A 22,386-nucleotide genomic window follows, 5' to 3' on the forward strand; every position below is an offset into this window, starting at 1 on the left:
ATGACCGGAAGAGAAATAATTATTCTTGTAGAAGAGAATTTCCACGATCTGGAATTCTGGTACCCCTATTATCGCCTTATTGAAGATGGTTACGAACCTATAGTTGTTGCCCCAGTTGCTCCTCGTCACTATACAGGGAAGTTCGGTACCATAGTTGAGGCGGCCTACACTCCCCAAAGTCTTTCGGAGAATCTGCCCCGCGGAGTGGTTATCCCCGGGGGATGGGCGCCAGATAAGTTGAGAATGTCTGGTGAAATCGTTTCTCTCGTTGCCCAGATCTATAGGTCAAATGGAGTCGTAGCAAGCATCTGTCATGGAGGCAGCCTTCTTGTTTCAGCTGGCATATTAAAGGGTAAACAGGTTACATCCTTCGCCAGTATTAAAGACGATATGGAATTGGCCGGAGCAATATGGGTTGATGAACCTGTGGTTACATCGGAAAAACTAATAACAAGCAGAAAACCGTCAGACCTTCCCTTTTTCACGAAAGCTCTTCTTGAGGCTCTGCAAAAAAAGTAACAGCCCAGAAAAAAGGGCAGGGTACAAAAGACGTCCCCTGCCCTCATGTTCAGTTGTTTTTTCAGGGAGGCTGCCTTATAGTTCAACCCCCACAAGGCGTATCAGCCAGGAATACATACTTCCCATAAGATGGGGATTGAAGGCAAAGATCACAAAAGCCCCCATAGCCATAATGGAATGCAGTATGGAAAGAAAGCCGTTATACTCTTCTTTTCTTGCTATAACACCCAAAGCCCCTTCACATATGATGAAGGCTGTAAGATAGTAAATCCATCCCCTTGTTTCAGGGAGCCTCGCAAAGCGCATGGTTCGAAGAACCGAATAAGCTGACCACGCGGCAAGGGCATACATCTGAGAGAACAGCATCACTATTTTTACGAGAAAAGATGTTCCTCGAACGTGGAAACTGCTGGCGCTATGAGCCTCCTTGCTTTCTAACCCCTTCAGCAAACCATAAACAGAAGAAATTCGTGGAAGAATATATCGGGCATAGGAACTTGACAGTACCCAGGCCCAGAGAGCGAACGGCAGTGCGAACTTTATATAAAGCACAGGTTACCCCACCTCCCTCGACATCTGCTACTGTTCATTATTCTACATCATTATTCCTTACGGTCCACCAGAGGCGTGGAATATGCCGTCTCAGAATCCCACGGGAAGAGGATCCACGTATCCTGACTGACCTGGGTTATGTACGTATCAACAAAGGGACTTCCCTCAGGTTTGGCATAAACCGTCGCAAAATAAGCCTTTGGAAGCATCTTCCTCACAACTCGTGCAGTTTTCCCAGTATCGACGAGATCATCGATAATGAGACAGTTTTCACCGTCTCCGTTAATCCCTTTTAAAATATTCGCCTCTCCCTGGGTACGAATAGTATAACTTGAAATACAGACTGTATCCACGAGACGGATATTCAACTCTCTCGCTATAATAGCAGCAGGGATAAGCCCTCCTCGCGCAATTCCAATTATCTTCTCCCACTTCCTGGGAAGAAGCTGCCATGCCAAAGCTTTACAGTCTCGATGAAGCTGGTCCCAGGAAACAGGATAGGTTTTGTGATAACGATCTTCGCTGCCCATTGATTCATAGCCTCCCTGAATAGAGTAAAAAATGATAAACTTTATATTACATGTTTTTATGTTTTAATGGTATTGTTTTAGTTTTTTATTTCCCCTTCCTAACTTTCCTTTTATTGTAAAATCAGTATAATTGTTAAGTTGAAATCTTTATTTTGAAAAATATTTTATCTAAAAGAACGCTTAAGGAGGACATCTACAATGAAAAGAAGTTTAATCGTCTTGTTCGTCGCGCTCAGTGTCGCTCTTTGCGGAACAGCTTTCGCCATGGAAGCTATCCCGGCAGAAAAGATCAATTGCGGCTTTGTATATATTGGTCCCGTGGGCGATGGAGGGTGGACCTATATGCATGACCAGGGACGTCTCGAGATGGAGTCCGCTTTCCCCGGGCTCAAATCGAGTTATGTTGAGTCTGTCCCAGAAGGACCAGACTCAGCTCGCGTTATGGAAACCTTTGTCCGCAACGGATCAAAAGTCATCTTCGCTACATCCTTTGGCTACATGGACTTTGTACAAGATGTGGCAAAACGCTATCCTGACGTGGTCTTTATGCACTGCTCCGGCTATAAAAGAGCAGACAACGTGGGCATCTACTTCGGAAGAATGTACCAGGCACGATATCTTTCCGGTCTCGTTGCCGGGAAAATGACAAAAAATAACGTCATCGGCTTTGTAGCTGCTCATCCAATTCCTGAAGTTATCCGTGGTATCAATGCTTTTACCCAGGGAGTGAGGAAAGCCAACCCTGAGGCCGAAGTCAAAGTCGTTTGGCTTTTCTCATGGTTCGATCCAGGCAAAGAAAAAGAAGCGACTAAAGCTCTCATCGATTCTGGAGCGGATGTCATCTCCATGCATGCAGACAGCGGTGCCGCCCCACAGACTGCAGAAGAAGCCGGAGTCTATGTCGTCGGTTATAATAACGACATGAGCCAGTATGCTCCTACAAAACACCTCACCGCCCCCATCTGGGACTGGGGAATTGTCTATAAACGTGTTATAGAGCAAGTCACCATGGGAACATGGAAATCTGAGGATATTTGGTGGGGATTAAAAGAAGGGATGGTCGGTTTATCTAAGTATGGAAAAGATGTTCCGGAAGAAGTGAAAAAGCTTGTTGAAGAGGAGAAAACAAGAATTATTTCTGGCGAATGGGATGTTTTTGATGGCCCTATTAAAGATCAAAGCGGTACAATAAAGGTTGAAGCTGGGCAATCGCTTTCAGATGGAGACAAGCTCTCTATGAACTGGTTTGTAGAAGGTGTGAAAGGGGACATTCCTAAATAAGCACCCAGAGAAAAGACCAGGAGGGCGCTTTTGCGCCCTTTTTTTTTTGAAAAAGATCGCAATGAAAGGAAACGTTGCTATGGAAAAAGCAAAAACAGCATCGCCACTTGTACAGATGCAGGAAATCACAAAAGAGTTTGCCGGCATCGTCGCAAACCATAACATAGATTTTGATGTTAACCGCGGAGAAGTCCATGCCCTCCTTGGTGAAAACGGCGCAGGGAAATCGACGCTCATGAACATCTTATATGGTTTATATAACCCGGACAGAGGGCACATACTGATAGATGGGAAGAAAGTTTCCTTCTCTTCACCGAAAGATGCCATTGCTGCTGGTATAGGAATGGTTCATCAGCATTTTATGCTGATTCCAAGCCAAACCGTCTGGGAAAATATGATCCTTGGCCTAGAGGGTCTGCCGCAGCTTCTTCCCAAAAAAGAAATACATCAGCAGATCATTGACATTTCCAGGCAATATGGACTGGAAGTTGATCCGGATGCCAAAATATGGCAGCTTTCAATCGGAGAACAGCAACGTGTAGCTATTTTACAAATGCTCTATCGAAAAGCCCAGGTTTTGATTCTTGATGAACCTACTGCTGTACTAACTCCTCAGGAGGCACTTCGCCTTTTCAGCACCATTCAGCAAATGACAGCAGAAGGTCACGGCATTGTCTTTATTTCTCATAAACTTGACGAAGTTCTCTCACTATCAGATCGCATCAGCATTCTTCGAAAAGGAGAGAAGACCGGAACTGTACAAACAGCCGCCACATCAAAGGAACAGCTTGCAGAACTCATGATGGGGAGAAAGGTTTCATTTACTGTTGCCAGAAAAAGCTCTGCCCCCGGAAAACAGATTCTCCAGTCTAAAAAAATAACAGTTTTAGGTGACAGAGGCATTCCGGTGGTAAAGGACCTTTCCATAGATGTTCGGGAACGGGAAATCCTGGGGCTTGCGGGCATTGCCGGAAATGGACAGCAGGAACTCTGCGAAGCCCTGGCAGGACTTCGCCCTCTAAAGGAAGGGCGCATTATGATTGATGACGAAGAATTGACCCACCAACCCCCAAAACAATTCATCGCCAGGGGCGTTCGCTATATACCCGCAGATCGGAAAGGGACTGGTCTCGTACCAAATATGGATATTAAAGAGAACTCTATACTAAAAAAATATTGGAACAAACCCGTAGCCAGAGGGCCAATGATCGACTGGAAAGCCGTTTTTTCCCACGCCATCAACCTCGTAAAAAAATATAGTGTCAGCACACCGTCCATCGAAACCCCAGTAAAGAACCTTTCAGGGGGCAATCTGCAAAAGCTGATGCTGGGAAGAGAGCTTTGCGATGCTCCTAAAGCACTTATAGCCGTTCACCCAACCTGGGGCCTCGATGTGGCAGCAACTCAGTTTGTGCGAGAACAGCTTCTTCTGGAACGTGACCGGGGAGCTGCTGTTTTTCTTGTTTCGGAAGATTTAGAAGAACTGCTTTCTTTAAGCGATAGACTCGCTGTTATATTCAAGGGAGAAATTATGGGCATTCTCGACCATCCAGAAGAAGCAACGCCTGAAATGCTGGGCCTCATGATGGCAGGGACCCCCCTCTCATCTATAAAGGAAGGGGCTATAGCGAGATGAAATACTTAAAAGTGGAGAGGCGTCTTATCACACCAGCCTGGTTTACCGTGGCTATTCCTCTTTTTGCCATTATACTGGCCCTTGTTACAGGTGCTGTCTTTTTATACTTTATGGGGGTTTCACCTCTTCAGACATACACATCTATGTTTAAAGCCTCTTTCGGGGATACTTACGGCCTCACCGAAACAATTGTCAAAGCAATCCCCCTGGCCATGGCTGGCATTGCAGTAACCCTTTCTTTCAAAATGCTAATATGGAACATTGGCGCAGAAGGCCAAATACTCATGGGTGCTCTGGCAACAGCGGCCGCTGTACGCTATTTTTTTGTTGACCAGCCTTTCATAATGTTCTGGATCATGTTTGCCGCGGCAGCCACTGCTGGCGGAATATGGGCCGCCTTCGCCGGATATCTCAAGGCCAGGTGGAATGTAAACGAGATCATCACGACTCTTATGCTGAACTATATCGTTCTCAATATGGTCGATTACTTCGTCTATGGTCCGTGGAGGGATCCGGCAAGCCTGGGCTTCCCCATGACAGCCCCCTTTCCCAATGCAGCCCGCCTTCCTCTTCTTGGCGACACCCGCATTCACACAGGGCTTTTTTTGGCAATTTTTCTAGCCTTCTTCTTCTGGGCCCTTCTTAAATGGACACGGTGGGGCTATGAGATCCGAGTCATCGGGGAAAATCCCAAGGCCGCAACTTTTGCGGGAATGAACTACTTGCGCAACGCAGTAATGGTCATGTTTGTTTCCGGGGCAATAGCCGGTCTTGCCGGCATGTGCGAAATAGCGGGACTCCAGGGACGCCTTCAGCATGGCAGCTCTGCTGGATACGGTTATACCGCCATTATTGTAGCCTGGCTGGCGCGCCTTAATCCCCTTACTGTTCTCTTTGTCGCTTTTCTTATTGGAGCTTTGTTTGTGGGCGGAGATACGCTGCAAATTGTAATGCGCCTCCCCCTTTCAAGCATTTTAGTACTCCAGGGGCTGCTCCTCTTTTTTGTGTTAGGCGGAGAGTTCTTTAGACGATACCGAATTCGAATTATCTGGAGAGGGGACAACTGACATGGAAATGCTCATACCTATCCTTGCAGCAGCCGTACGAAGTGGCACTCCCATCCTCTACGCAACCCTTGGAGAGATCATTACAGAAAAAGCTGGTATTCTAAATCTGGGACTTGAAGGGATCATGCTTGTGGGAGCCTATACTGGTTTTGCCGCCACCTATAAAACTGGCAACCCCTGGATCGGTGTCATTGCCGCTTTTCTTATCGGGGGCCTAATGGCCGCGATCCATGCCTTTATAACCATTACATTAAAAGGCAACCAGGTGGTAAGCGGTCTCGCCCTAACAATGTTCGGGACAGGGGCCAGTTCCCTCCTGGGGCGGTCTTATATTGGCTTTACCATTAAGGGGCTTGACAAAATCCCCCTGCCGATACTCTCGGATATACCTGTCATAGGGCCTGTTCTTTTTAATAACGACGCCCTTATTTATGTATCTTTTGTGCTCGTACTTCTGCTTTATATGTTCTTCTCGCGAACTCGAAACGGGCTGTATCTCAGAGCTGTAGGGGACAATCCCCGGGCAGCGGATGCCATGGGGATAAACGTAGACCGCACCCGTTATATATATACCCTCATTGGCGGAGGGATTGTTGCTGTTGGAGGGGCATACATGTCCATTGCCTATACAAAAATGTGGGCGGAGCTCATGACAGCGGGCCGAGGCTGGATTTCTGTAGCCCTTGTTATTTTTGCCATCTGGAACCCCTTCCGTGCAGCCTTCGGAGCTTACCTTTTTGGAGGAGTAGAAGCTTTTCAGCTTCGTCTGCAAGCCGCTGGCACAAGCATCCCGACTCCTCTTCTCATGATGTTGCCCTATATAATGACGATTCTAGTTCTCTTTTTTATCTCTGTAAGCCAGGGAAAAGGAATTCTTTTTGGAGCTCCAGCCTCCCTCGGACAACCCTTCTTTCGGGAAGAGAGAGATTAGAAGATTAAACATAAGCTATTTTCAACTTTTCAACGAGGGGGAATCTCTGTGAATTTTTTTATTGGTAACATTCCTGCATCTGGAAGTATTGTCAACTGTCTGGCTGTCATCGTTGGAAGTACCCTAGGACTTTTATTCAGGTCCAGGCTTCCTCAACGCTATATAAATATGGCTTTTCAGGTCCTTGGCCTATTCACTCTTTTTCTTGGATTTCTCATGGCACAGAAAACCGCAAATTTTCTCATTCTCGTTTTTAGCATGGTTGGGGGAGGAATGATCGGGGAAGCCCTTGACCTCGATGGCCGTTTTAGCCGCTTCTCAGAAAAGGTGAGCCAGAGATTCAAGACGAGCGGTCAGAGCTTCGCTGAAGGATTTCTTACTTCCACTCTCCTCTTCTGCATAGGCTCAATGGCCATACTCGGAGCAATAGAAGAGGGGTTGGGGCTTTACCCCAACCTCCTCATAACCAAATCTCTGCTCGACGGCGTATCTTCCCTTGCCCTCGCCACTTCCCTTGGGGGAGGAGTATTGCTTTCCGCCTTTTCCGTTCTTTTTTACCAGGGAGGACTTACTCTTCTTGCCAGCTCTCTACAGCCAATTCTGTCCGAAAGCGTTATTAACGAAATATCGGCGGCGGGAGGGCTTATGCTTATTGCCCTAGGTCTTTCACTTCTTGAGATCAAGCGCTTTAAAGTGACCAACATGCTCCCGGCTCTTGTTATTGCAGCGATTCTCGGGAGTTTCTTTGTTCATTAATAAAGAAACCAACGCGGCCAGAGCTGGGCAGGGCCATAAAAGGCTTTTTCGCAACAGGAGGAATATGCCCAGTTCTAGTTGCCATAATCATAATGCCGCCATTCTTCGTAATTTTTAATTATTCCCTGATCTGTCCGTTTCCATAAATAATAAATTTAGTTGACGTCAGCTGCTCAACGCCCATTGGGCCTCTGGCATGAAGTTTTTGTGTGCTAATGCCGATTTCCGCACCAAACCCAAAGACTCCACCGTCAGTAAAACGAGTTGACGCATTCACGTAGACTGCCGCGGAATCCACCCCGTTGAGAAATTTCTGAGCATTGCTGTAGCTCTCTGTTAGGATGGCGTCACTATGACCAGTGCTGTAGGCAGCTATATGATTTATAGCTTCATCGAGGCTCTCCGCTATTTTAACAGCCAAAATAAGATCGCTGTATTCTGTAGCCCAGTCTTCATCTGTAGCTGGAAGGGCTTGAGCATCAAGGGCACACACAGTTTTATCCCCTCGTATCTCCACTCCTTTTTCGTGAAGAGCCGCCATTGCCTGAGGAATGAATTGAGAGGCTATGTTGGAGTGGACCAACAGGGTTTCCACTGAATTACAGGTGGATGGACGCTGGGTTTTAGCATTCAGAATAATAGGAACAGCCTTTTCCATATCGGCTGTTTCGTCTACGAAAATATGGCAATTCCCCATGCCCGTCATAATAAAGGGAACTGTCGCATTTTCCTGAACAGCTTTTTTAAGACCTTTGCCCCCTCTTGGAATGAGAACATCGAGATAGTCATTCATTTTCATCAGGGCCATTGTTGCTTCCCTGTCAGGGTTATCGATAATATTGATTGCCCCTTCCGGAACACCTGCTCCTGTCGCGCCTTCGGAGATCACTTGGGCAATGACTCTGTTCGAGTGGAGGGCCTCTTTTCCTCCGCGAAGGATAACACTGTTCCCTGCCTTAAGGCAAAGACCGGCAGCATCTGCGGTAACATTGGGGCGGGATTCGTAAATGATGCCAATAACACCAAGGGGAACCCTGACACGACCTATACGAATTCCACCCTGTCCTGACCACATTCCCAACACTTCTCCCACTGGGTCGCGGAAGGCCGCTATTTCCTCAAGACCGACAGCCATAGCCTCAACTCGTTTTTCATTAAGGGTGAGACGTTCAAGAAGGGCATAGGATAGCCCAGCCTGACGCCCCTCTTCCAGATCTTTTTCATTAGCTTCCAATATTTCTTTGCAGTGATCACGAAGAGCTCTGGCCATGGCATAAAGGGCCTTGTTTTTCTGCTCTGAAGAAGCTACAGCCAAAAAACGAGATGCTTTTTTGGCCTGGATACCCATCTGCCGCACTTTTTCTTTTATGTTCATTCCTTCTATTCCTCCTCTATACCAGGGCTAAATTATTACGATGGACAACTTCATCATAGTCAGTACTTCCCAAAAGCTTTTCTATTTCATCAGTATGATGGCCGGCAATGATCCCTATCTCGTCTGAAGAAAAATTCACCATTCCACGAGCTATCTCAACCTCGTCTTGATCCACAATTGAAACAACCTCGCCACGGGAGAACTTTCCCTCCACCTTCACGATACCTGACGGCAGAAGGCTTTTGCCCCTTTTTCGAATAGCCTCTGCCGCCCCATCATCGATGACAATTCGGCCGTGAGGAGAGCTGCCAAAGGCAATCCACTGTTTTCTTGCCTGAACGGGCGACCCAGAGGGGACAAAGAGTGTCCCAAGCTCTTCACCATCAAGAAGACGACGTAAAATATTGGGCTCCTTGTTGTTGGCAATGATCATAGGAATACCAGAAGTCATAACGATACGTGCTGCTGCAAGTTTTGTGAACATCCCACCGCTGGAGAGTTTGCTCCCCTTGGTGCGTGAGCGGGCGAGGAGATCCTTAGACACTTCTTCCACCAAAGGGAGAAGTCTTGCTTCAGGATTAATTCTAGGATCGTCACTAAAAAGACCGTCAATATCAGAGAGGATGATCAAAAGATCCGCATCGATAAGACAGGCAAGCATTGCTGAAAGTGTATCGTTATCTCCAAACTTTATTTCATCGACTGCCACTGTATCATTCTCGTTGATTATAGGAATGACCCCAAAATCAAAAAGGGTCGACAACGTATGACGGGCATGAAGATACCGAAGGCGATTTGAAAAAACATCCCTGGTCAGCAAGACCTGAGCAACAGTCTTCCCATATTCTGAAAAGAACTTTTCATACATGTGGACAAGCCGGCCCTGTCCAATGGCGGCGAGAGCCTGCTTTTCCGGGAGGGTCTTGGGCCTGTCAGGAAAATTAATTTTGCCAACACCAGCTCCAACGGCCCCTGAGCTGATGAGACACACTTCACGACCGCTGCTTTGCAGATCCGCAATCTCCCGCGCCAGGGTCTCCATACGAAGCAGATTCAGTTTTCCTGTGGAGTGGGTAACAGTGCTTGTCCCTACCTTTATAACAACACGTTTACATAACTTCAAACGCTCTCTCCTCACCATCATTATTCACCTTCCAATACTCGTGCTATCTAACTTACTTATGCAACCCAAGCCTCATATTGAGGAGGTTGCCTATATGTTTGAAAACAGGGTGTTCAAGTATGTTGGGGTCAGAGATTGAAGCATAGATATTCTGAGCCTTCCAGAGGTTTACATCCCAATGATGACGCCGTACGAATCCCAGCATCTTCTCGATTCGTACCAGGTATCCTTGTTGCAAATTCCTCTCAGCCTGCTCTGATAGAAAAGCCATTTCTTTCTCTATCCTGCCGCGGAGATGGTGCTGAAGCTCACCTATATTGATCTCTACCTGCCAGGCAAAAGCCTGGTCAAGACGTTTTTCTACCTGCTCCAGATCTGGTTCGGCTTCCCAGATGATTCTTCGCAAATCCCCGTTCAGGACAACTTCCGCCGCCCCTGATAATGCTTCGGGCAGCGGCATGCGGATAAGACCCATAAAGGTAAGGAGGTCGTCGTAATCACGCACAACGCTTTTCAGGTAATTTTCAATGCGGGCCACATCTCTCTCCATGACAAAATGCATGATCTGACGTTGTCCGTCTTTAAAAAGGTGGCGAAGAGAATAGGTCCTATGGCCAAAGAGTTCTACGAAAACACTTTCGATCTTTTGAGGAAAATGAGTTTGAATAGACCGTTCCAATGTTGATATCTCTTCCTGGTCAGAAGCAGCCCTCACTCCGCAGAGAACTTTGTGGCCCCCTCTATGACAGGCGGAAAAGAAAACGCGCTTATCTTCCCCTGTCAAAACATGAGAAAGAGAGGCTTCTCCCATAACAAGGTTTTCTCTGCCTTCTTCAAGAAATAACGATCGTTCAGGTTTTATCCGGTAGTTGCAAAGGGAAAAAGATTCACTCTCTGTCACCTTTTCCTGAAAAAGAGCCTGTACAGCATAATGGCCTCCAACCCTCAAAAAGTCAACATGGGAAGGGGCCACGAAAAAATCAAAGATCCTGCCCCCGTTTTTGAATTCCTCGATGTTGCTCGGTGCCCTTTCAAGGAGGTCAATAAAATCGTCTTTGATTTTTTCTCCTGACAATTCTTCCAGACTGGTCAAGGCATGGTACGCATATAAAAGAATTTGAAGGGCCTCCAGCCCGGATATCTCATCGAAGAACCAGCCACAGCTAGTATACATAAACATGGCGCTTCTCTCCATCTCAAGGAGCTTCAAAGCCCTCACTTTTTCTTCAGTGGACAAATTCCGGAGAGAAGATGACCTAAGAAACTCATGGCGTCCCGTCGTGGAATCATAGAAAAAGCACTGTACGTAAAGATCCCTTGTTTTCCAGGGATCAGAAAAAAGGAAAGCCCCTTCCTTTTCATAAAAACCATCAATCTTTTCTCGCAGCCAGTCCAGGGCAGCCCGCAAAGGCTGACGCCATTTTTGATTCCAGCCGGGATGGAGACCGCTATGGCAGCCGCAATCCTCATACCATCGCTTAACGCCGTGGACGCAACTCCACGACGTGTTTTGCCGAATCCGCACTTCCCGTCGGGGCGGAAATTTTTCAAGGTATTCTCCGTAGACTGTAAGCCTTGCATTCTCCCCGTGTTCTATATGATCAAGACACCAGGCTAAAGCCATATCGCCATATTTATGGTGATGTCCAAAGGTTTCTCCATCTGTTGCGACATGGGCGAGAGGGTTTTCTTCACTGTTTTTCTCTATGGACAAAAGCAGCCGCTGAGCCAAAAGGGCTCCGTTCTTCAGGAGAGGGCCAAAAGCTATGTCCTTGGCCAAAAGGTCATCGTAGAAAAAGATTGCCAAACTTCGCCCTGAAGGGAGGTTGCAAAGATAAGGATAACACGTCTCCATAGGCCTCTGGTCCGTTTCATGCCACCAGGACTCGCTGATCATTTTCCATGCTTTCGCCTGGTGGGGGGCCAATATGGTGAAGCGAAGACCTTCTGAAGCCAGCACTTCTAACGTTTCTATATCCACTGCGGTTTCTGGGAGCCACATCCCTTCAGGGAATCTGCCAAAACGGCTGGAAAAATCCTGAAGTCCCCAAAGGACCTGGGTAATTTTATCCCTCTTCGATGCCAGGGGCATAATCATATGGTTGTAGACTTGGGCCAAAGCCGGTCCGTGATTTGAAAATCGTTCCTTCCCCCGATGGTCGGCTTCAAGCAATCCATCATATGTTTCAGGAGCGTGCCTTTCCATCCACTGCAAAAGTGTTGGCCCTACATTAAAGCTCATTCGCTCATAATTCGAGATGATTTTGACAATCTTTCCATCTTCGCCAAGAATTCTCGCCGCCATATTTGGAGCATAGCACTCCGCTGTAATCCGTTCATTCCAATCATGCCAGGGAGCTGCTGATTCCTGAAGCTCCACATCTCCAAGCCACGGATTTTCCCTTGGCGGCTGATAAAAATGACCGTGCACACAAACGTATTTCATTGTCCTATCCCTCTTTTCTGAAAAAAAGGGCGCCAAAAGACGGAAGGGTCAACGACAGACAGCAGGGCTGACGCTGCAAAGGTTCCTCCATCGCTTCTTTCCCTCCCATATTCCCTTCTCCCATTCCTCCATATATTTCTCCGTCACTATTAAGCAATTCGCGCCAATAGCCCGCTTCAGGAACACCGACAAGGTAGTTGTGGCGAACTACAGGGGTAAAGTTGAAAATAGCCAGCACCTTCCCCTCTTCTCCATCTCTTCGAATAAAACCCAAAACACTTGCTTTACTGTCTGAGCAATCAATCCATTGAAACCCTTCTGATGAAAAATCTTTTTCATGAAGAGCCTTCTCCTCGAAATATACTCTATTTATATCCCGGACCCACAGCTGCATTCCACTATGAAAAGGGTCTTTAAGAAGATTCCAGTGAAGAGACTCCTCGTGATTCCATTCCGCCCTCTGAGCAATGTCACTTCCCATAAACAAGAGTTTTTTTCCTGGATGGGCGTACATAAAGCCTAGAAGCAAACGAAGCTGTGCAAATTTCTGCCATAGAGTCCCTGGCATTTTCTCAAGCAATGATCTTTTCCCATACACCACCTCGTCATGAGAAAAAGGCAAGACATAGTTCTCAGAAAAAGCGTACATAAGACTAAAAGTAAGATCGTTATGATGATACTGACGGTACAATGGATCAAGTTCCATGTATTTCAATATATCGTGCATCCAGCCCATATTCCACTTCATCCCAAATCCCAGTCCGCCCACGTAGGAGGGGCGGGTAACAAGCGGCCATGCAGAGGATTCCTCCGCTATTGTAACGATATGGGGGAAACAGAGATGTGCCGCTTCGTTGAGGCGCCTGAGAAAAGACACGGCCTCTATGTTTTCACGGCCTCCGTACCTGTTGGGTACCCACTCCCCCTCTTTTCTTGCATAATCAAGGTAGAGCATAGAGGCCACACCATCAAAGCGAAGGCCATCCACATGATAGTAGTCAAGCCAGAAAAGGGCGCTATTGATGAGAAACTCACGGACTTCCGTACGACCATAATTGAAGATATAGCTTCGCCATTCAGGATGTATCTTCTGGCGCAGATCAGCATGTTCGAATAAAGCCGTTCCATCTAAATAAGCAAGACCATGCTCATCTGAGGGGAAATGGGAGGGCACCCAATCAAGAAAAACAGCGATATCGGCCTGATGAAGAGTGTCGATAAGGAACATGAGATCCTGAGGAGAACCGTAACGGCTTGTAGGAGCAAAAAAACCTGTTATCTGATACCCCCAGGAGCCATAAAAAGGGTGCTCCATCAGAGGCATAATCTCTACGGCCGTAAATCCCATTTTTTTCACATAACAGGTCAACTGTTCTGCTATTTCCCGATAGGAAAGGAACTTTCCTTCTTTTCTCATCCAGGAACCTAAATGAACTTCGTATATAGAAAGAGGGTAAGAAAACCAATTCGTCTTCTTCCTTTTTTCTGCCCATAAATGATCGTTCCATTGATAATGAAGGGATGCAATAATAGATGCCGTGCCTGGAAGTTCCTCCCAGGCGAAAGCAAAGGGATCTCCTTTATCAAAAGCTTCCCCTCTCTTTGAAACAACACGGTATTTATAACGGTCCCCTATAAAAGCGGACGAAACAAATCCTTCCCAAATACCGCTTTCATCAGGCCGGCAAGACAACGGGGCTGCCTCAGGATTCCACAGATTAAAATCACCGATAACAGAAACCTGGGATGCGTTAGGAGCCCAGAGAGCAAAGTAAACCCCTTGTGTTTCGCCACTGCATAACGGGTGAGCACCCATTTTTTCGTACAATTTGAGATGGGTTCCTTCTTTAAAGAGGTACGTGTCAAGGTCTGAAAAAAGAGACGGACAAACTTTAAAGTTCTTCATAACACGCCTCCCTTGCAAGGTGAATAGAAATAATTTCTTCAATTATAACAATCTCGACCTTCTGTGGTGTAGAATGTCCATACCAGAAAATAAAAAAGGAGGGGAAGAGATGATCAGACAAAGCGGAATTTTACTGCCGGTTTTTTCTCTTCCTTCCCCATGGGCTATTGGTGACATTGGAGCAAGGGCCAGAAATTTTGTTGACTGGCTTGCAGCTGCCGGACAAAACTGTTGGCAAATGCTTCCATTGACGTGTACTAAAGAAATTCTCGGAAACTCGCCTTATGACAGCATTTCTGCCTTCGCATGCTCCCCCCTTCTCATCAGCATTGAAGATTTAGCAGAAGAAGAACTCATAAGCAACAAGGAAATCTCCTCCCTTAACAGAGTTTCTTCTGGGAGAGTTGATTATTCTGCCGCTAAAAAAATCAAGATGCCCCTTCTAAAAAAGGCCTTTCAACGTTTTATGAGTAGAACAAATACAGACCCTCTCTATCGTTTTTGGGAAGGACAGTCATGGTGGCTTGATGATTTTTCTCTTTTTTCAGCTATAAGCTGCCGCATGGGTGACGATAGGTGGAACACGTGGCCCTCATCCCTTAAGATTAGGGATAAAGTCGCTCTTGACACTGTTAGAACAGAAGAAAAAGATCATATTCTCTTTACCGTCTTTATTCAATATGAAGCCTTTACTCAGATTCAGCGGTTGCGGAAACATAGCCTGGATCGTGGAATACAGCTCATCGGCGACCTTCCCATTTATGTCAGCTATGAAAGTGCTGATGTGTGGAGTCACCCTGAAATGTTTCAACTAGACAGAGATCTGACACCCAAGGCTGTTGCGGGCGTCCCCCCTGATTATTTTAGTTCTACCGGACAACGGTGGGGAAACCCCCTCTACCGATGGGATTATGCCAAAGGAATGGAATTTCACTGGTGGCTCAAAAGGATCGCTCACTCCCTGCAATTATATGACATGACACGTCTTGATCATTTTCGAGGTTTTCTGGAGTATTGGGCAATTCCTTATACAGAAAAGACCGCTATTTATGGAAGATGGGAGGAAGGCCCTGGCGATTCCTTTTTCTCAGCCCTTGAAAAAAACTTTCCTTCAATGCCTTTTCTCGCAGAGAATCTTGGTATTATTACGCCAGATATAACCCGCGCCATGAAGAAATACGATCTTCCCGGCATGCTCGTTCTACTTTTCGCCTTTGATGAATCAATGCCCCGCAATCCTTACATTTTACATAACCACGAGCCTCGCAACATTGTTTATACTGGAACCCATGATAACAACACTGTACGGGGATGGTTCGACGATGAAGGGTCTCCCCAGGATAAGGAAAGGGTAAGCCGCTATATGAACATGCCTTTTACCCGAGATAATGCCGCGACCGTCCTGACCAGAATGGCCCTTATGTCAGTGGCAGAACGAGCCGTAATACCTCTTCAGGACTATCTCAACATTGGAGGCGAGGGGCGGATCAACAAACCTTCCACATTAGAAGGGAACTGGCAATGGATGGCTGAAGAAAAGGCGCTTACTGAAGATCTTGCTTCATCTCTTCATTCTCTTATGAAAACTTATGGAAGATTATGAAGGAAGAAGGTGATTTACCATGCTATTTCACCCCCAGAGCAGCTTAGGGAGGTCACTTCAAGACCTTCTAGAACAAGATCCCTCTTTTCGTACCGTTGCTTATTTTTCTATGGAAGTGGGCATTAAAACTTCCATACCCACATATGCAGGGGGGCTGGGGATTCTGGCAGGTGATATCCTTAAAAGCGCTGCTGATCTGGGTGTTCCCATGATCGGAACCACTCTCCTCTATAGAAAGGGGTATTTTGAACAGGAGTTTAACAAAGAAAAGTGGCAAATAGAGAAACCTGCCCTATGGCAACCAGAACAGGAACTCACCCTTCTTCCCAACAAAGTTTCTGTCGCTATCAAAAACAGGGATGTGCATATACGGACATGGGTCTATGAACTTTCAGGTCTTTCAGGATATTCCATTCCCATTTACTTTCTAGACACAGACATAGAGTCCAACCACCCCGAAGATCGTCAGCTCTCCTGGTATCTCTACGGAGGGGATAACCTCTATCGCCTTTGCCAGGAAATTGTCCTTGGAGTTGGAGGCCTTCGAATGCTCAGAGACCTGGGATATAACAATATTGAAACTTTTCATCTCAACGAAGGCCATGCTGGTTTTCTTACGCTGGAGCTAATGAGGGAGATGGGGTACTACGATCCTGAAAAAGTGAGAGAACATGTGGTGTTTACCACCCATACTCCTGTCGCAGCTGGGCACGATTTTTTTAAATACGACCTCATAGAAAAGATCATGTCCTCCGATGCTTTGGCAACACTGAAACGAATGATTCCTTCTGAAGGGGTTTCCATGACTGAACTTGGACTTCGATACAGCCGCTTTGTAAATGGTGTTTCTAAAAAACATGCCGAAGTGAGCCGTAAACTTTTCAGCGCGCCTACTATTCAAAGCGTCACTAATGGAATTCACCCTACCACATGGGTCAGCCCAGGGATGAGAAAACTTCTATCCCGGCATATCCCCGGCTGGGAAAATGATCCAGCTCGTCTTATTCAGGCTCTCTCCCTCCCCTCTGAAGATCTATGGGCTGTACATCAGGCCTCAAAGATGAGACTCTTTGCCTACATTCTGGAAGAAACGGGAGTTCCGCTGCAATCTGATGTCCTGACCATAGGTTTTGCCAGACGGGCAGCTACTTACAAACGAGCGGACCTTATTTTCTCGAATCTTAAGAAACTTATAGAAATTGGAGGGGGCAAAATACAACTTGTGTTTTCAGGAAAAGCCCATCCTAAAGATGATGGTGGGAAAGCCCTCATTCAAAAAATCATTAATACATCAGATAAAATCAAAGACTCTATACCCATGGTATACCTAGAAAACCAGACCATGGAACTTGGCCGGCTTATTACCCAAGGGGTAGATGTCTGGCTTAACACCCCTCTCAGGCCGCGAGAAGCGTCGGGAACGAGCGGAATGAAATGCACTATCAATGGCGTAATGAATTTTTCTGTGCTTGATGGTTGGTGGATTGAAGGATGGATTGAAGATGTAACAGGGTGGGCTATCGGCCCCACTCCCAGCGATACCGATCTTCATTCCTACGATGAATCAAAAGATGCCCTTGACCTTTACGAAAAACTTGAGAAAAAAATAATCCCCGCCTACTACAACGACAAGGGACACTGGCATACTATGATGAAAAACGCCATTGCTATGAATGGAAGTTACTTTCATACTCATCGAGTTGTAGCAGAATATTGCGAAAAGGCTTATGGAGTCAAATTTCGTGGGATATAACCATCTTCCATAGGATGAAGGAGGTGTCTTCCACATGAAAGTGTTGCATGTTGCCAGTGAAGTAGCTCCCCTATCTAAAGTCGGAGGCCTGGGAGATGTAGCCGGTTCTTTGCCCAAAGCCCTCCGCAAGCTTGGTATCGATGCCAGGATCGTAACTCCAGCCTGGCCTGGAGTTCTTGATAAGGCGAATGAACTGGGAGGAAATCTGGTTCGTCTTCCTCCTCTTTTGCATATTTCCCTCCAATGGCACGTTATGAGCAGCAAGATATGGAAGACAATTATTGATGATGTTCCTATCTATATTTTAGAAAACAGTGATCTCTTCGAGAACCTGCCCATATACCCAGAAGAACTCACAGGTGAAAGCGCTCTGCCCTTCGCATTTTTTTCTCTTTCAGCCCTGGACCTGGAGCAAAAGAACCGATGGGCCCCAGATATTATTCATTGTCACGACTGGCCTTCCGCACTGGTCCCAATCAGTCTGAAGTGGCATAGATTCTATAGGGATAAAAATCCTCGCCCAATGACGTTTTTTACAATCCACAATGTAGCTCATCAGGGCATCTTTCCTTTTCATGTTCTTGATGAGTGGGGCATCGACACGCGGTCCTTTACTATCGACGGGCTGGAATTTTACGGCCATGTAAATCTTCTAAAAGGGGCTCTTATAACGTCAAACTGTATCACAACCGTTAGTTCCAGATATGGGAAAGAAATACTGACCCCGGAGATGGGGTATGGTCTTGATGGCGTTCTCCGAAAGGAAAAAAGCAAGCTTCACTGCGTTCTGAACGGCCTTGACCCAGGCTGGTCTCCCGTCCACGATCCTTATATTCCCTTTCCCTTTTCAGCAGAGAACTTAGAAGGGAAGAAACACTGCCGCTCCGTGCTTCTACAACATTTAGGATGGAAAGATAACATGGCTCCCATTTTTCTTTCCATAAGCCGACTGACTATGCAGAAGGGTTACGATATTCTGCTGCCAGCCCTTGATGCTTTGCGGGAAATAGGGGTCCGCTGCCTCTTCATTGGAAGTGGCAATCCAATTTTTACATCAGCTCTTTACGAAGCAGCAGATCGCCACCCAGACAATTTTGCCTTTAAACATGGGTTCCATGAAGAGTTTTCCCATCTTGCCTATGCAGGATCAGATATGCTCATTATGCCATCCCTTTTTGAACCCTGCGGCTTAACACAGCTCATCGCTCTCCAATACGGGACGGTACCTGTTGTAAGAGAAACAGGAGGACTGGCTGATACCGTACGAGATGCTGATGACCACCCTGATGGTTATGGCTTTACCTTTATACCCTATACTACAGAAGCTCTTTTGAAAGGAGTGCGAAGGGCCCTCAACGCCTATCGTGACCCTTTTCGTTGGGATGGCATCATAAAACGTGGAATGTCCAAGGATTTCTCCTGGAAAGTTTCTTCACAACACTATCAGGATCTCTACCATAGAACCCTTGAAAACAAGAGACGGTAGAAAATTCTACCGTCTCTTGTCATGCTATATATTCAAGATCATTTCTTATTCTTTTTTCAATATATTTTTCAGGCCTTCTTGAATAACGCCTTCCAGTAAGTTTTCAGGCTTTTTCTGAGTTTCACCTGTCGCTTCCTTGGGAGGAGCCGTCGCTTCTTCCACCGCTGTCGGCGCAGTGCCTGAAGGAGTTGTCTGTTGTATGGCCTGAGGTGCCGGTGCTATTTTAACATTGGAAACAGACGGCTTCTCAATGGTTCCACCCAAGTTGAAAGACACATCCCTGAAATCAGCCTTTTCCAGGCCGGATTTTGCCCCGGTAAGGGCCCCTTTAAGGATGTCTTCAAGGGATGTGGCAGTTCCTGCCCCAAGGGCTCCAGCCACTCCCCCGAAGAGGGCATTCAATACCTGGATATTGACATTGCCCTGACACTGAAGGGCCAATGTAGTATCGAATCCTATCGGGCCAGAGGCCTTAAGGATTTTGTACAGGGAATCTTCCGGAAATGCAGTAGCCTTCCCATTTTCTAGAATAACTCGCTTTGTTTCAAGTCTAAAGGGAGCCTCCACAGATGCAAAACGAATGGAAGACTGTCCATAAAGAGATGCCGCTGTTTTAACTGCCTTGAAATCTGTTACAGCCCCTTCACCCACATGCAACTCCCCCTTGCCACTAAAGGCAAGCCCCTTCGTCATAGTGCCTGTAAGGGAGAGATTGCCTTTTGCCTTGCCCACGATGTGCCCCTCAAGCCCTCCTGCAGCATCCTGAAGCAAAGGATCAATATCCACGTTCTCTACAGTAATATTCTGGCTAAAGGCTCCTTTGGCAAGGTTCATGTCCCCTTTCCCCGCCACAGTCCCTCCGTAGAAGCTGGCATGAGCATTGGCAATAGAGAGATTCATTCCCTGTAAGGTAAAGGGATAGGAAATGTTTGTCATCTTAAGACCAGCGATAGAAAGAGATGAAGCTGTTACGGCGCCCTTCCCCTCACTAGCTGATCCTGCGATAGTTCCATCGAAGTTAACATCAAAAGCTCCCGATGGCTTAAATTTAGCCGCTTCAGGAAGCCCCGCTGTCAGAGAAGCAACATCAAGCCCTTTCCCCGTCAGAGATAAGATTGCTTCTGGGGCTTCTTTTTTCAGGTTGAAGGAACCTGATGTTGTAATAGTCCCTCCGCCAGCTGATGCTGTGAATTTCTTCAGAGCCATCCTCTCCATATTCCCTTCCAAAGCTCCACTTAGATTTGAGAAGGTGAATCCTGAAAATACTGCCTTAGGAGAAGAAAAGTCTGCTGCAATTGAGGGATTGTCAGATTTACCCTTTACTGAAACTTTCCCGCTAAGGGAACCACCAAGGCTATAGGGCAATTTTCCTGCTTTGGCAATGGCGGCAAGGTCTCCCTCTTTCATTTCAAAGGAAAGATCGAGATCTGCTGAAGCCTCGGGATGAAGCTTCACCGTTCCAGTTCCAGCAATCTCGCCTTTTCCAAGGCTTGCCCTCGCCTGGGAAAGGGTCACAACATCCTTTGTGGCATCGATACGCGCCGTTAGATTCTCCGCCCCAACACCGGCGAATCCAGCAGTTGCGGCTTTCAGGGCAAGGTTCACTTCTTTGGGCACACCTTCCTTAAGAGCAAGGTCGGTGCTCAGCGAGAGGTTTGCCACATGGCCCTGCTCCATAAAGTTCAGGCGAGGAGATTGAATGGAGAGCTTTATCTCAGGAGCAGCTGTAGTGCCTTCTACCTGTGCAACTGCAGTAATGCTGCCGCGCAATTCATAGCTCTTAAGATCAGGAAAGAAGGATTCAAAATTTTCAGGGTTCACACCCGCCGCCTGGAAAGAAAGATCTAATGAGGGGGCAGCCTTCGATACACCTGCTATGGTTCCTCTCCCTGTAATAGGGATATTTCTCCATCTACCCCGGGCAGAAGATAGGGTAACCCTGTCTTTGTGGAAGACAAAGGCTGTATTAAGATCGTTAAGAGCCTCTTCTCCATAGGCCATACGATCTGACCAAACGGTTCCGTCAACACGCGGATCGGCCATAGATCCCTTCACTCCTATATCAGCGCTGACAGAACCTTTAGGGGTAATCTTCGGCGGCTTGGGCAAAGAGGCTATAATTTTCCCCACATCAATGCTCCGCGCTTTGAGAAGAACGTTAAGGCGAGGGGCCCGCTGCAACTGGTCGACAGAACCGCTGAGGGCGAGAGAGCCGCCTTCAAGAGATGAACTCCCCTGTATGGTGGCGCCACTTCCCTTAAAGACCACATGAGCGACTGTGTTTTTGAGCTGCTGACCATAAGCCTCGACCTGATCGGCTTTCAAATCTATATTCCCAGAAAGGGTGGCAAGAGTTCCTTTCACCGCTACTGAAAAAGAATCGACCCTTCCTTTTACTGAAGCCAAAGCAGGAACTGTACCTTTAAGCTCCTCCAGGGACGCATCCTTTCCCTCCATAAGTATATCCATAGATGGGACTTTTCCCGGAGCAAAAGCGAATGCTGCCCGACCGCTAAGGGGTAGAGCTAGGGCCTTTGCTTTTAAATTTTCAAGGCTCAGTCTAAAAGCTCCGTACTTCCAGTCGCTGTCAATAGCCTGAACCGGGTAGCCCGCTAAAGAAGTTCCGGAAAAAGAAAGGCGTCCTTCCAGAACTGGATCATTCCATAGGCCCCCAATAGAAATTGTGCTGGAGAAGAGGCCTTTATAGCCGTCCACAGGCAATTGAGGCCAAAACTGGACAACCTGCCCCACATCCAGCTTCTCCATTTCTCCCTTCAAAGAAAGACTGGGTAGAATCGCTCCTTTAGCGCTAATCCTGCCGTCACCAACTTTAAGATCCAGACCTTTCAACTCGAGATCGTCTTTACCCTTCCTAAGATTGATAGGTCCTTTAATGGGGACATTGTTCATCGCAATGTCAAGATCAGCTTTTACACTATCGGCTTTAAGGACCAGGTCTGTTTTCGCAATAGACGCTTCCCCCCAGGGAGTTCGGACCTTCCCATTCCTAATGGTTACTGCCTCAACAGGAATCTCGCCTCCCTCTCCTTTCAAATCAAGGGCTGCGATTTCCCTGGCAAGTTTTTCACCATCTGCTTCTATGCCGTCGATGGTCACCTGGGAAAGGCGGGGGTTCCCAGAAAAAACCGACATGAGATTTACTTTCACACCAAGGGCGCCAGCAGAAAGCAATACGTCTTCTTTCTTTTTAAGGGAGATATCAGAGAGTCGATACCCCCGTATAGGATTTCCTGTCACACCCTGGATCGTCAGATCAGCCCCAAGCACCTCGGCAACAGCTTTGGCAGCCTCCCGTCTTACTATATCTCCACCTACATTCATACTTCCTATAATAAGAAGCAACCCTACGATACCAATAGCTATAAAAAGCGCGAGGGTCATTTTTCTGCTTCGTTTCATTC

The 22,386-nt window shown here is 46.9% G+C and carries 16 protein-coding genes; 9 read left to right on the forward strand and 7 right to left on the reverse strand.

The features are described 5' to 3' along the window. On the forward strand, nucleotides 1–519 hold the full coding sequence (locus BUC50_RS09430; protein WP_013047658.1) for a type 1 glutamine amidotransferase domain-containing protein: 519 nt from the start codon (nucleotides 1–3) through the stop codon (nucleotides 517–519). A 75-nt stretch (nucleotides 520–594) separates the two neighbouring features. Here BUC50_RS09430 and BUC50_RS09435 read toward each other — a convergent pair whose 3' ends face one another. Both BUC50_RS09435 and gpt read right to left on the reverse strand, forming a co-directional pair. Continuing rightward, complete coding sequence (locus BUC50_RS09435) at nucleotides 595–1,071, reverse strand: hypothetical protein (protein WP_013047657.1); 477 nt, start codon at nucleotides 1,069–1,071, stop codon at nucleotides 595–597. Between the two features lie 50 nt (nucleotides 1,072–1,121). Then, nucleotides 1,122–1,601 carry a xanthine phosphoribosyltransferase gene (gpt, locus tag BUC50_RS09440; protein WP_013047656.1) on the reverse strand — a complete coding sequence of 160 codons (480 nt, stop codon included), beginning with the start codon at nucleotides 1,599–1,601 and terminating at the stop codon, nucleotides 1,122–1,124. Between the two features lie 198 nt (nucleotides 1,602–1,799). On the opposite strand from gpt, the gene BUC50_RS09445 reads away from it, so the two are divergent. The 5 genes from BUC50_RS09445 to BUC50_RS09465 are packed head-to-tail and all read left to right on the forward strand — an operon-like array spanning nucleotide 1,800 to nucleotide 7,272. Continuing rightward, on the forward strand, nucleotides 1,800–2,882 hold the full coding sequence (locus tag BUC50_RS09445) for a BMP family ABC transporter substrate-binding protein (protein ID WP_013047655.1): 1,083 nt from the start codon (nucleotides 1,800–1,802) through the stop codon (nucleotides 2,880–2,882). 46 nt (nucleotides 2,883–2,928) lie between these two features. Beyond that, nucleotides 2,929–4,518 (forward strand): ABC transporter ATP-binding protein, encoded by a 1,590-nt coding sequence (locus BUC50_RS09450; protein WP_352397049.1) that lies wholly within the window; start codon nucleotides 2,929–2,931, stop codon nucleotides 4,516–4,518. Beyond that, nucleotides 4,515–5,585, forward strand: a complete 1,071-nt coding sequence (locus BUC50_RS09455; RefSeq protein ID WP_013047653.1) for an ABC transporter permease — start codon at nucleotides 4,515–4,517, stop codon at nucleotides 5,583–5,585. Before BUC50_RS09450 ends, BUC50_RS09455 begins: the two co-directional genes overlap by 4 nt. 1 nt (nucleotide 5,586) lies before the next feature. Next, nucleotides 5,587–6,516: an ABC transporter permease gene (locus BUC50_RS09460; RefSeq protein ID WP_013047652.1), complete on the forward strand. Its 930-nt coding sequence runs from the start codon at nucleotides 5,587–5,589 to the stop codon at nucleotides 6,514–6,516. Nucleotides 6,517–6,564: 48 nt separating this feature from the next. Continuing rightward, entirely contained in the window at nucleotides 6,565–7,272 is a 708-nt protein-coding gene (locus BUC50_RS09465) for a DUF554 domain-containing protein (RefSeq protein ID WP_013047651.1), read from the forward strand. A 118-nt stretch (nucleotides 7,273–7,390) separates the two neighbouring features. Here the strand turns inward: BUC50_RS09465 and BUC50_RS09470 are convergent, their stop codons facing one another. From BUC50_RS09470 to glgB, 4 genes are read right to left on the reverse strand one after another with little or no spacing between them, the layout of a single operon-like run. Continuing rightward, nucleotides 7,391–8,647, reverse strand: a complete 1,257-nt coding sequence (locus tag BUC50_RS09470; RefSeq protein WP_013047650.1) for a glutamate-5-semialdehyde dehydrogenase — start codon at nucleotides 8,645–8,647, stop codon at nucleotides 7,391–7,393. Between the two features lie 16 nt (nucleotides 8,648–8,663). After that, complete coding sequence (gene proB / locus BUC50_RS09475) at nucleotides 8,664–9,791, reverse strand: glutamate 5-kinase (protein ID WP_244392415.1); 1,128 nt, start codon at nucleotides 9,789–9,791, stop codon at nucleotides 8,664–8,666. Nucleotides 9,792–9,822: 31 nt separating this feature from the next. Continuing rightward, nucleotides 9,823–12,216: a DUF3536 domain-containing protein gene (locus BUC50_RS09480; protein WP_286677369.1), complete on the reverse strand. Its 2,394-nt coding sequence runs from the start codon at nucleotides 12,214–12,216 to the stop codon at nucleotides 9,823–9,825. A 4-nt stretch (nucleotides 12,217–12,220) separates the two neighbouring features. Next, complete coding sequence (glgB, locus tag BUC50_RS09485) at nucleotides 12,221–14,122, reverse strand: 1,4-alpha-glucan branching protein GlgB (RefSeq protein WP_286677370.1); 1,902 nt, start codon at nucleotides 14,120–14,122, stop codon at nucleotides 12,221–12,223. A 109-nt stretch (nucleotides 14,123–14,231) separates the two neighbouring features. Here glgB and malQ point away from each other — a divergent pair, with 109 nt between their 5' ends. Genes malQ through BUC50_RS09500 form a run of 3 tightly spaced genes read left to right on the forward strand, consistent with a single transcriptional unit; the run spans nucleotide 14,232 to nucleotide 18,964 of the window. After that, nucleotides 14,232–15,725 carry a 4-alpha-glucanotransferase gene (malQ, locus tag BUC50_RS09490; RefSeq protein WP_013047646.1) on the forward strand — a complete coding sequence of 498 codons (1,494 nt, stop codon included), beginning with the start codon at nucleotides 14,232–14,234 and terminating at the stop codon, nucleotides 15,723–15,725. 19 nt (nucleotides 15,726–15,744) lie between these two features. After that, entirely contained in the window at nucleotides 15,745–17,478 is a 1,734-nt protein-coding gene (glgP, locus tag BUC50_RS09495; protein WP_013047645.1) for an alpha-glucan family phosphorylase, read from the forward strand. A 34-nt stretch (nucleotides 17,479–17,512) separates the two neighbouring features. Beyond that, nucleotides 17,513–18,964: a glycogen synthase gene (locus BUC50_RS09500; RefSeq protein WP_013047644.1), complete on the forward strand. Its 1,452-nt coding sequence runs from the start codon at nucleotides 17,513–17,515 to the stop codon at nucleotides 18,962–18,964. A gap of 45 nt (nucleotides 18,965–19,009) precedes the next feature. Here the strand turns inward: BUC50_RS09500 and BUC50_RS09505 are convergent, their stop codons facing one another. Beyond that, nucleotides 19,010–22,384 carry an AsmA family protein gene (locus BUC50_RS09505; RefSeq protein ID WP_013047643.1) on the reverse strand — a complete coding sequence of 1,125 codons (3,375 nt, stop codon included), beginning with the start codon at nucleotides 22,382–22,384 and terminating at the stop codon, nucleotides 19,010–19,012. Between the last annotated feature and the right edge of the window lie 2 nt (nucleotides 22,385–22,386).

It is taken from the genome of Aminobacterium sp. EBM-42 (assembly GCF_001896635.1).
Classification (GTDB): domain Bacteria; phylum Synergistota; class Synergistia; order Synergistales; family Aminobacteriaceae; genus Aminobacterium; species Aminobacterium colombiense.

Coding starts and splice junctions, on each gene's coding strand:
- BUC50_RS09430 (WP_013047658.1), top strand. CDS start 1: ATGACCGGAAGAGAAATAATTATTCTTGTAGAAGAGAATTTCCACGAT.
- gpt (WP_013047656.1), bottom strand. CDS start 1,601: ATGGGCAGCGAAGATCGTTATCACAAAACCTATCCTGTTTCCTGGGAC.
- BUC50_RS09445 (WP_013047655.1), top strand. CDS start 1,800: ATGAAAAGAAGTTTAATCGTCTTGTTCGTCGCGCTCAGTGTCGCTCTT.
- BUC50_RS09455 (WP_013047653.1), top strand. CDS start 4,515: ATGAAATACTTAAAAGTGGAGAGGCGTCTTATCACACCAGCCTGGTTT.
- BUC50_RS09460 (WP_013047652.1), top strand. CDS start 5,587: ATGGAAATGCTCATACCTATCCTTGCAGCAGCCGTACGAAGTGGCACT.
- BUC50_RS09470 (WP_013047650.1), bottom strand. CDS start 8,647: ATGAACATAAAAGAAAAAGTGCGGCAGATGGGTATCCAGGCCAAAAAA.
- proB (WP_244392415.1), bottom strand. CDS start 9,791: ATGATGGTGAGGAGAGAGCGTTTGAAGTTATGTAAACGTGTTGTTATA.
- BUC50_RS09480 (WP_286677369.1), bottom strand. CDS start 12,216: ATGAAATACGTTTGTGTGCACGGTCATTTTTATCAGCCGCCAAGGGAA.
- glgB (WP_286677370.1), bottom strand. CDS start 14,122: ATGAAGAACTTTAAAGTTTGTCCGTCTCTTTTTTCAGACCTTGACACG.
- malQ (WP_013047646.1), top strand. CDS start 14,232: ATGATCAGACAAAGCGGAATTTTACTGCCGGTTTTTTCTCTTCCTTCC.
- glgP (WP_013047645.1), top strand. CDS start 15,745: ATGCTATTTCACCCCCAGAGCAGCTTAGGGAGGTCACTTCAAGACCTT.
- BUC50_RS09500 (WP_013047644.1), top strand. CDS start 17,513: ATGAAAGTGTTGCATGTTGCCAGTGAAGTAGCTCCCCTATCTAAAGTC.
- BUC50_RS09505 (WP_013047643.1), bottom strand. CDS start 22,384: ATGAAACGAAGCAGAAAAATGACCCTCGCGCTTTTTATAGCTATTGGT.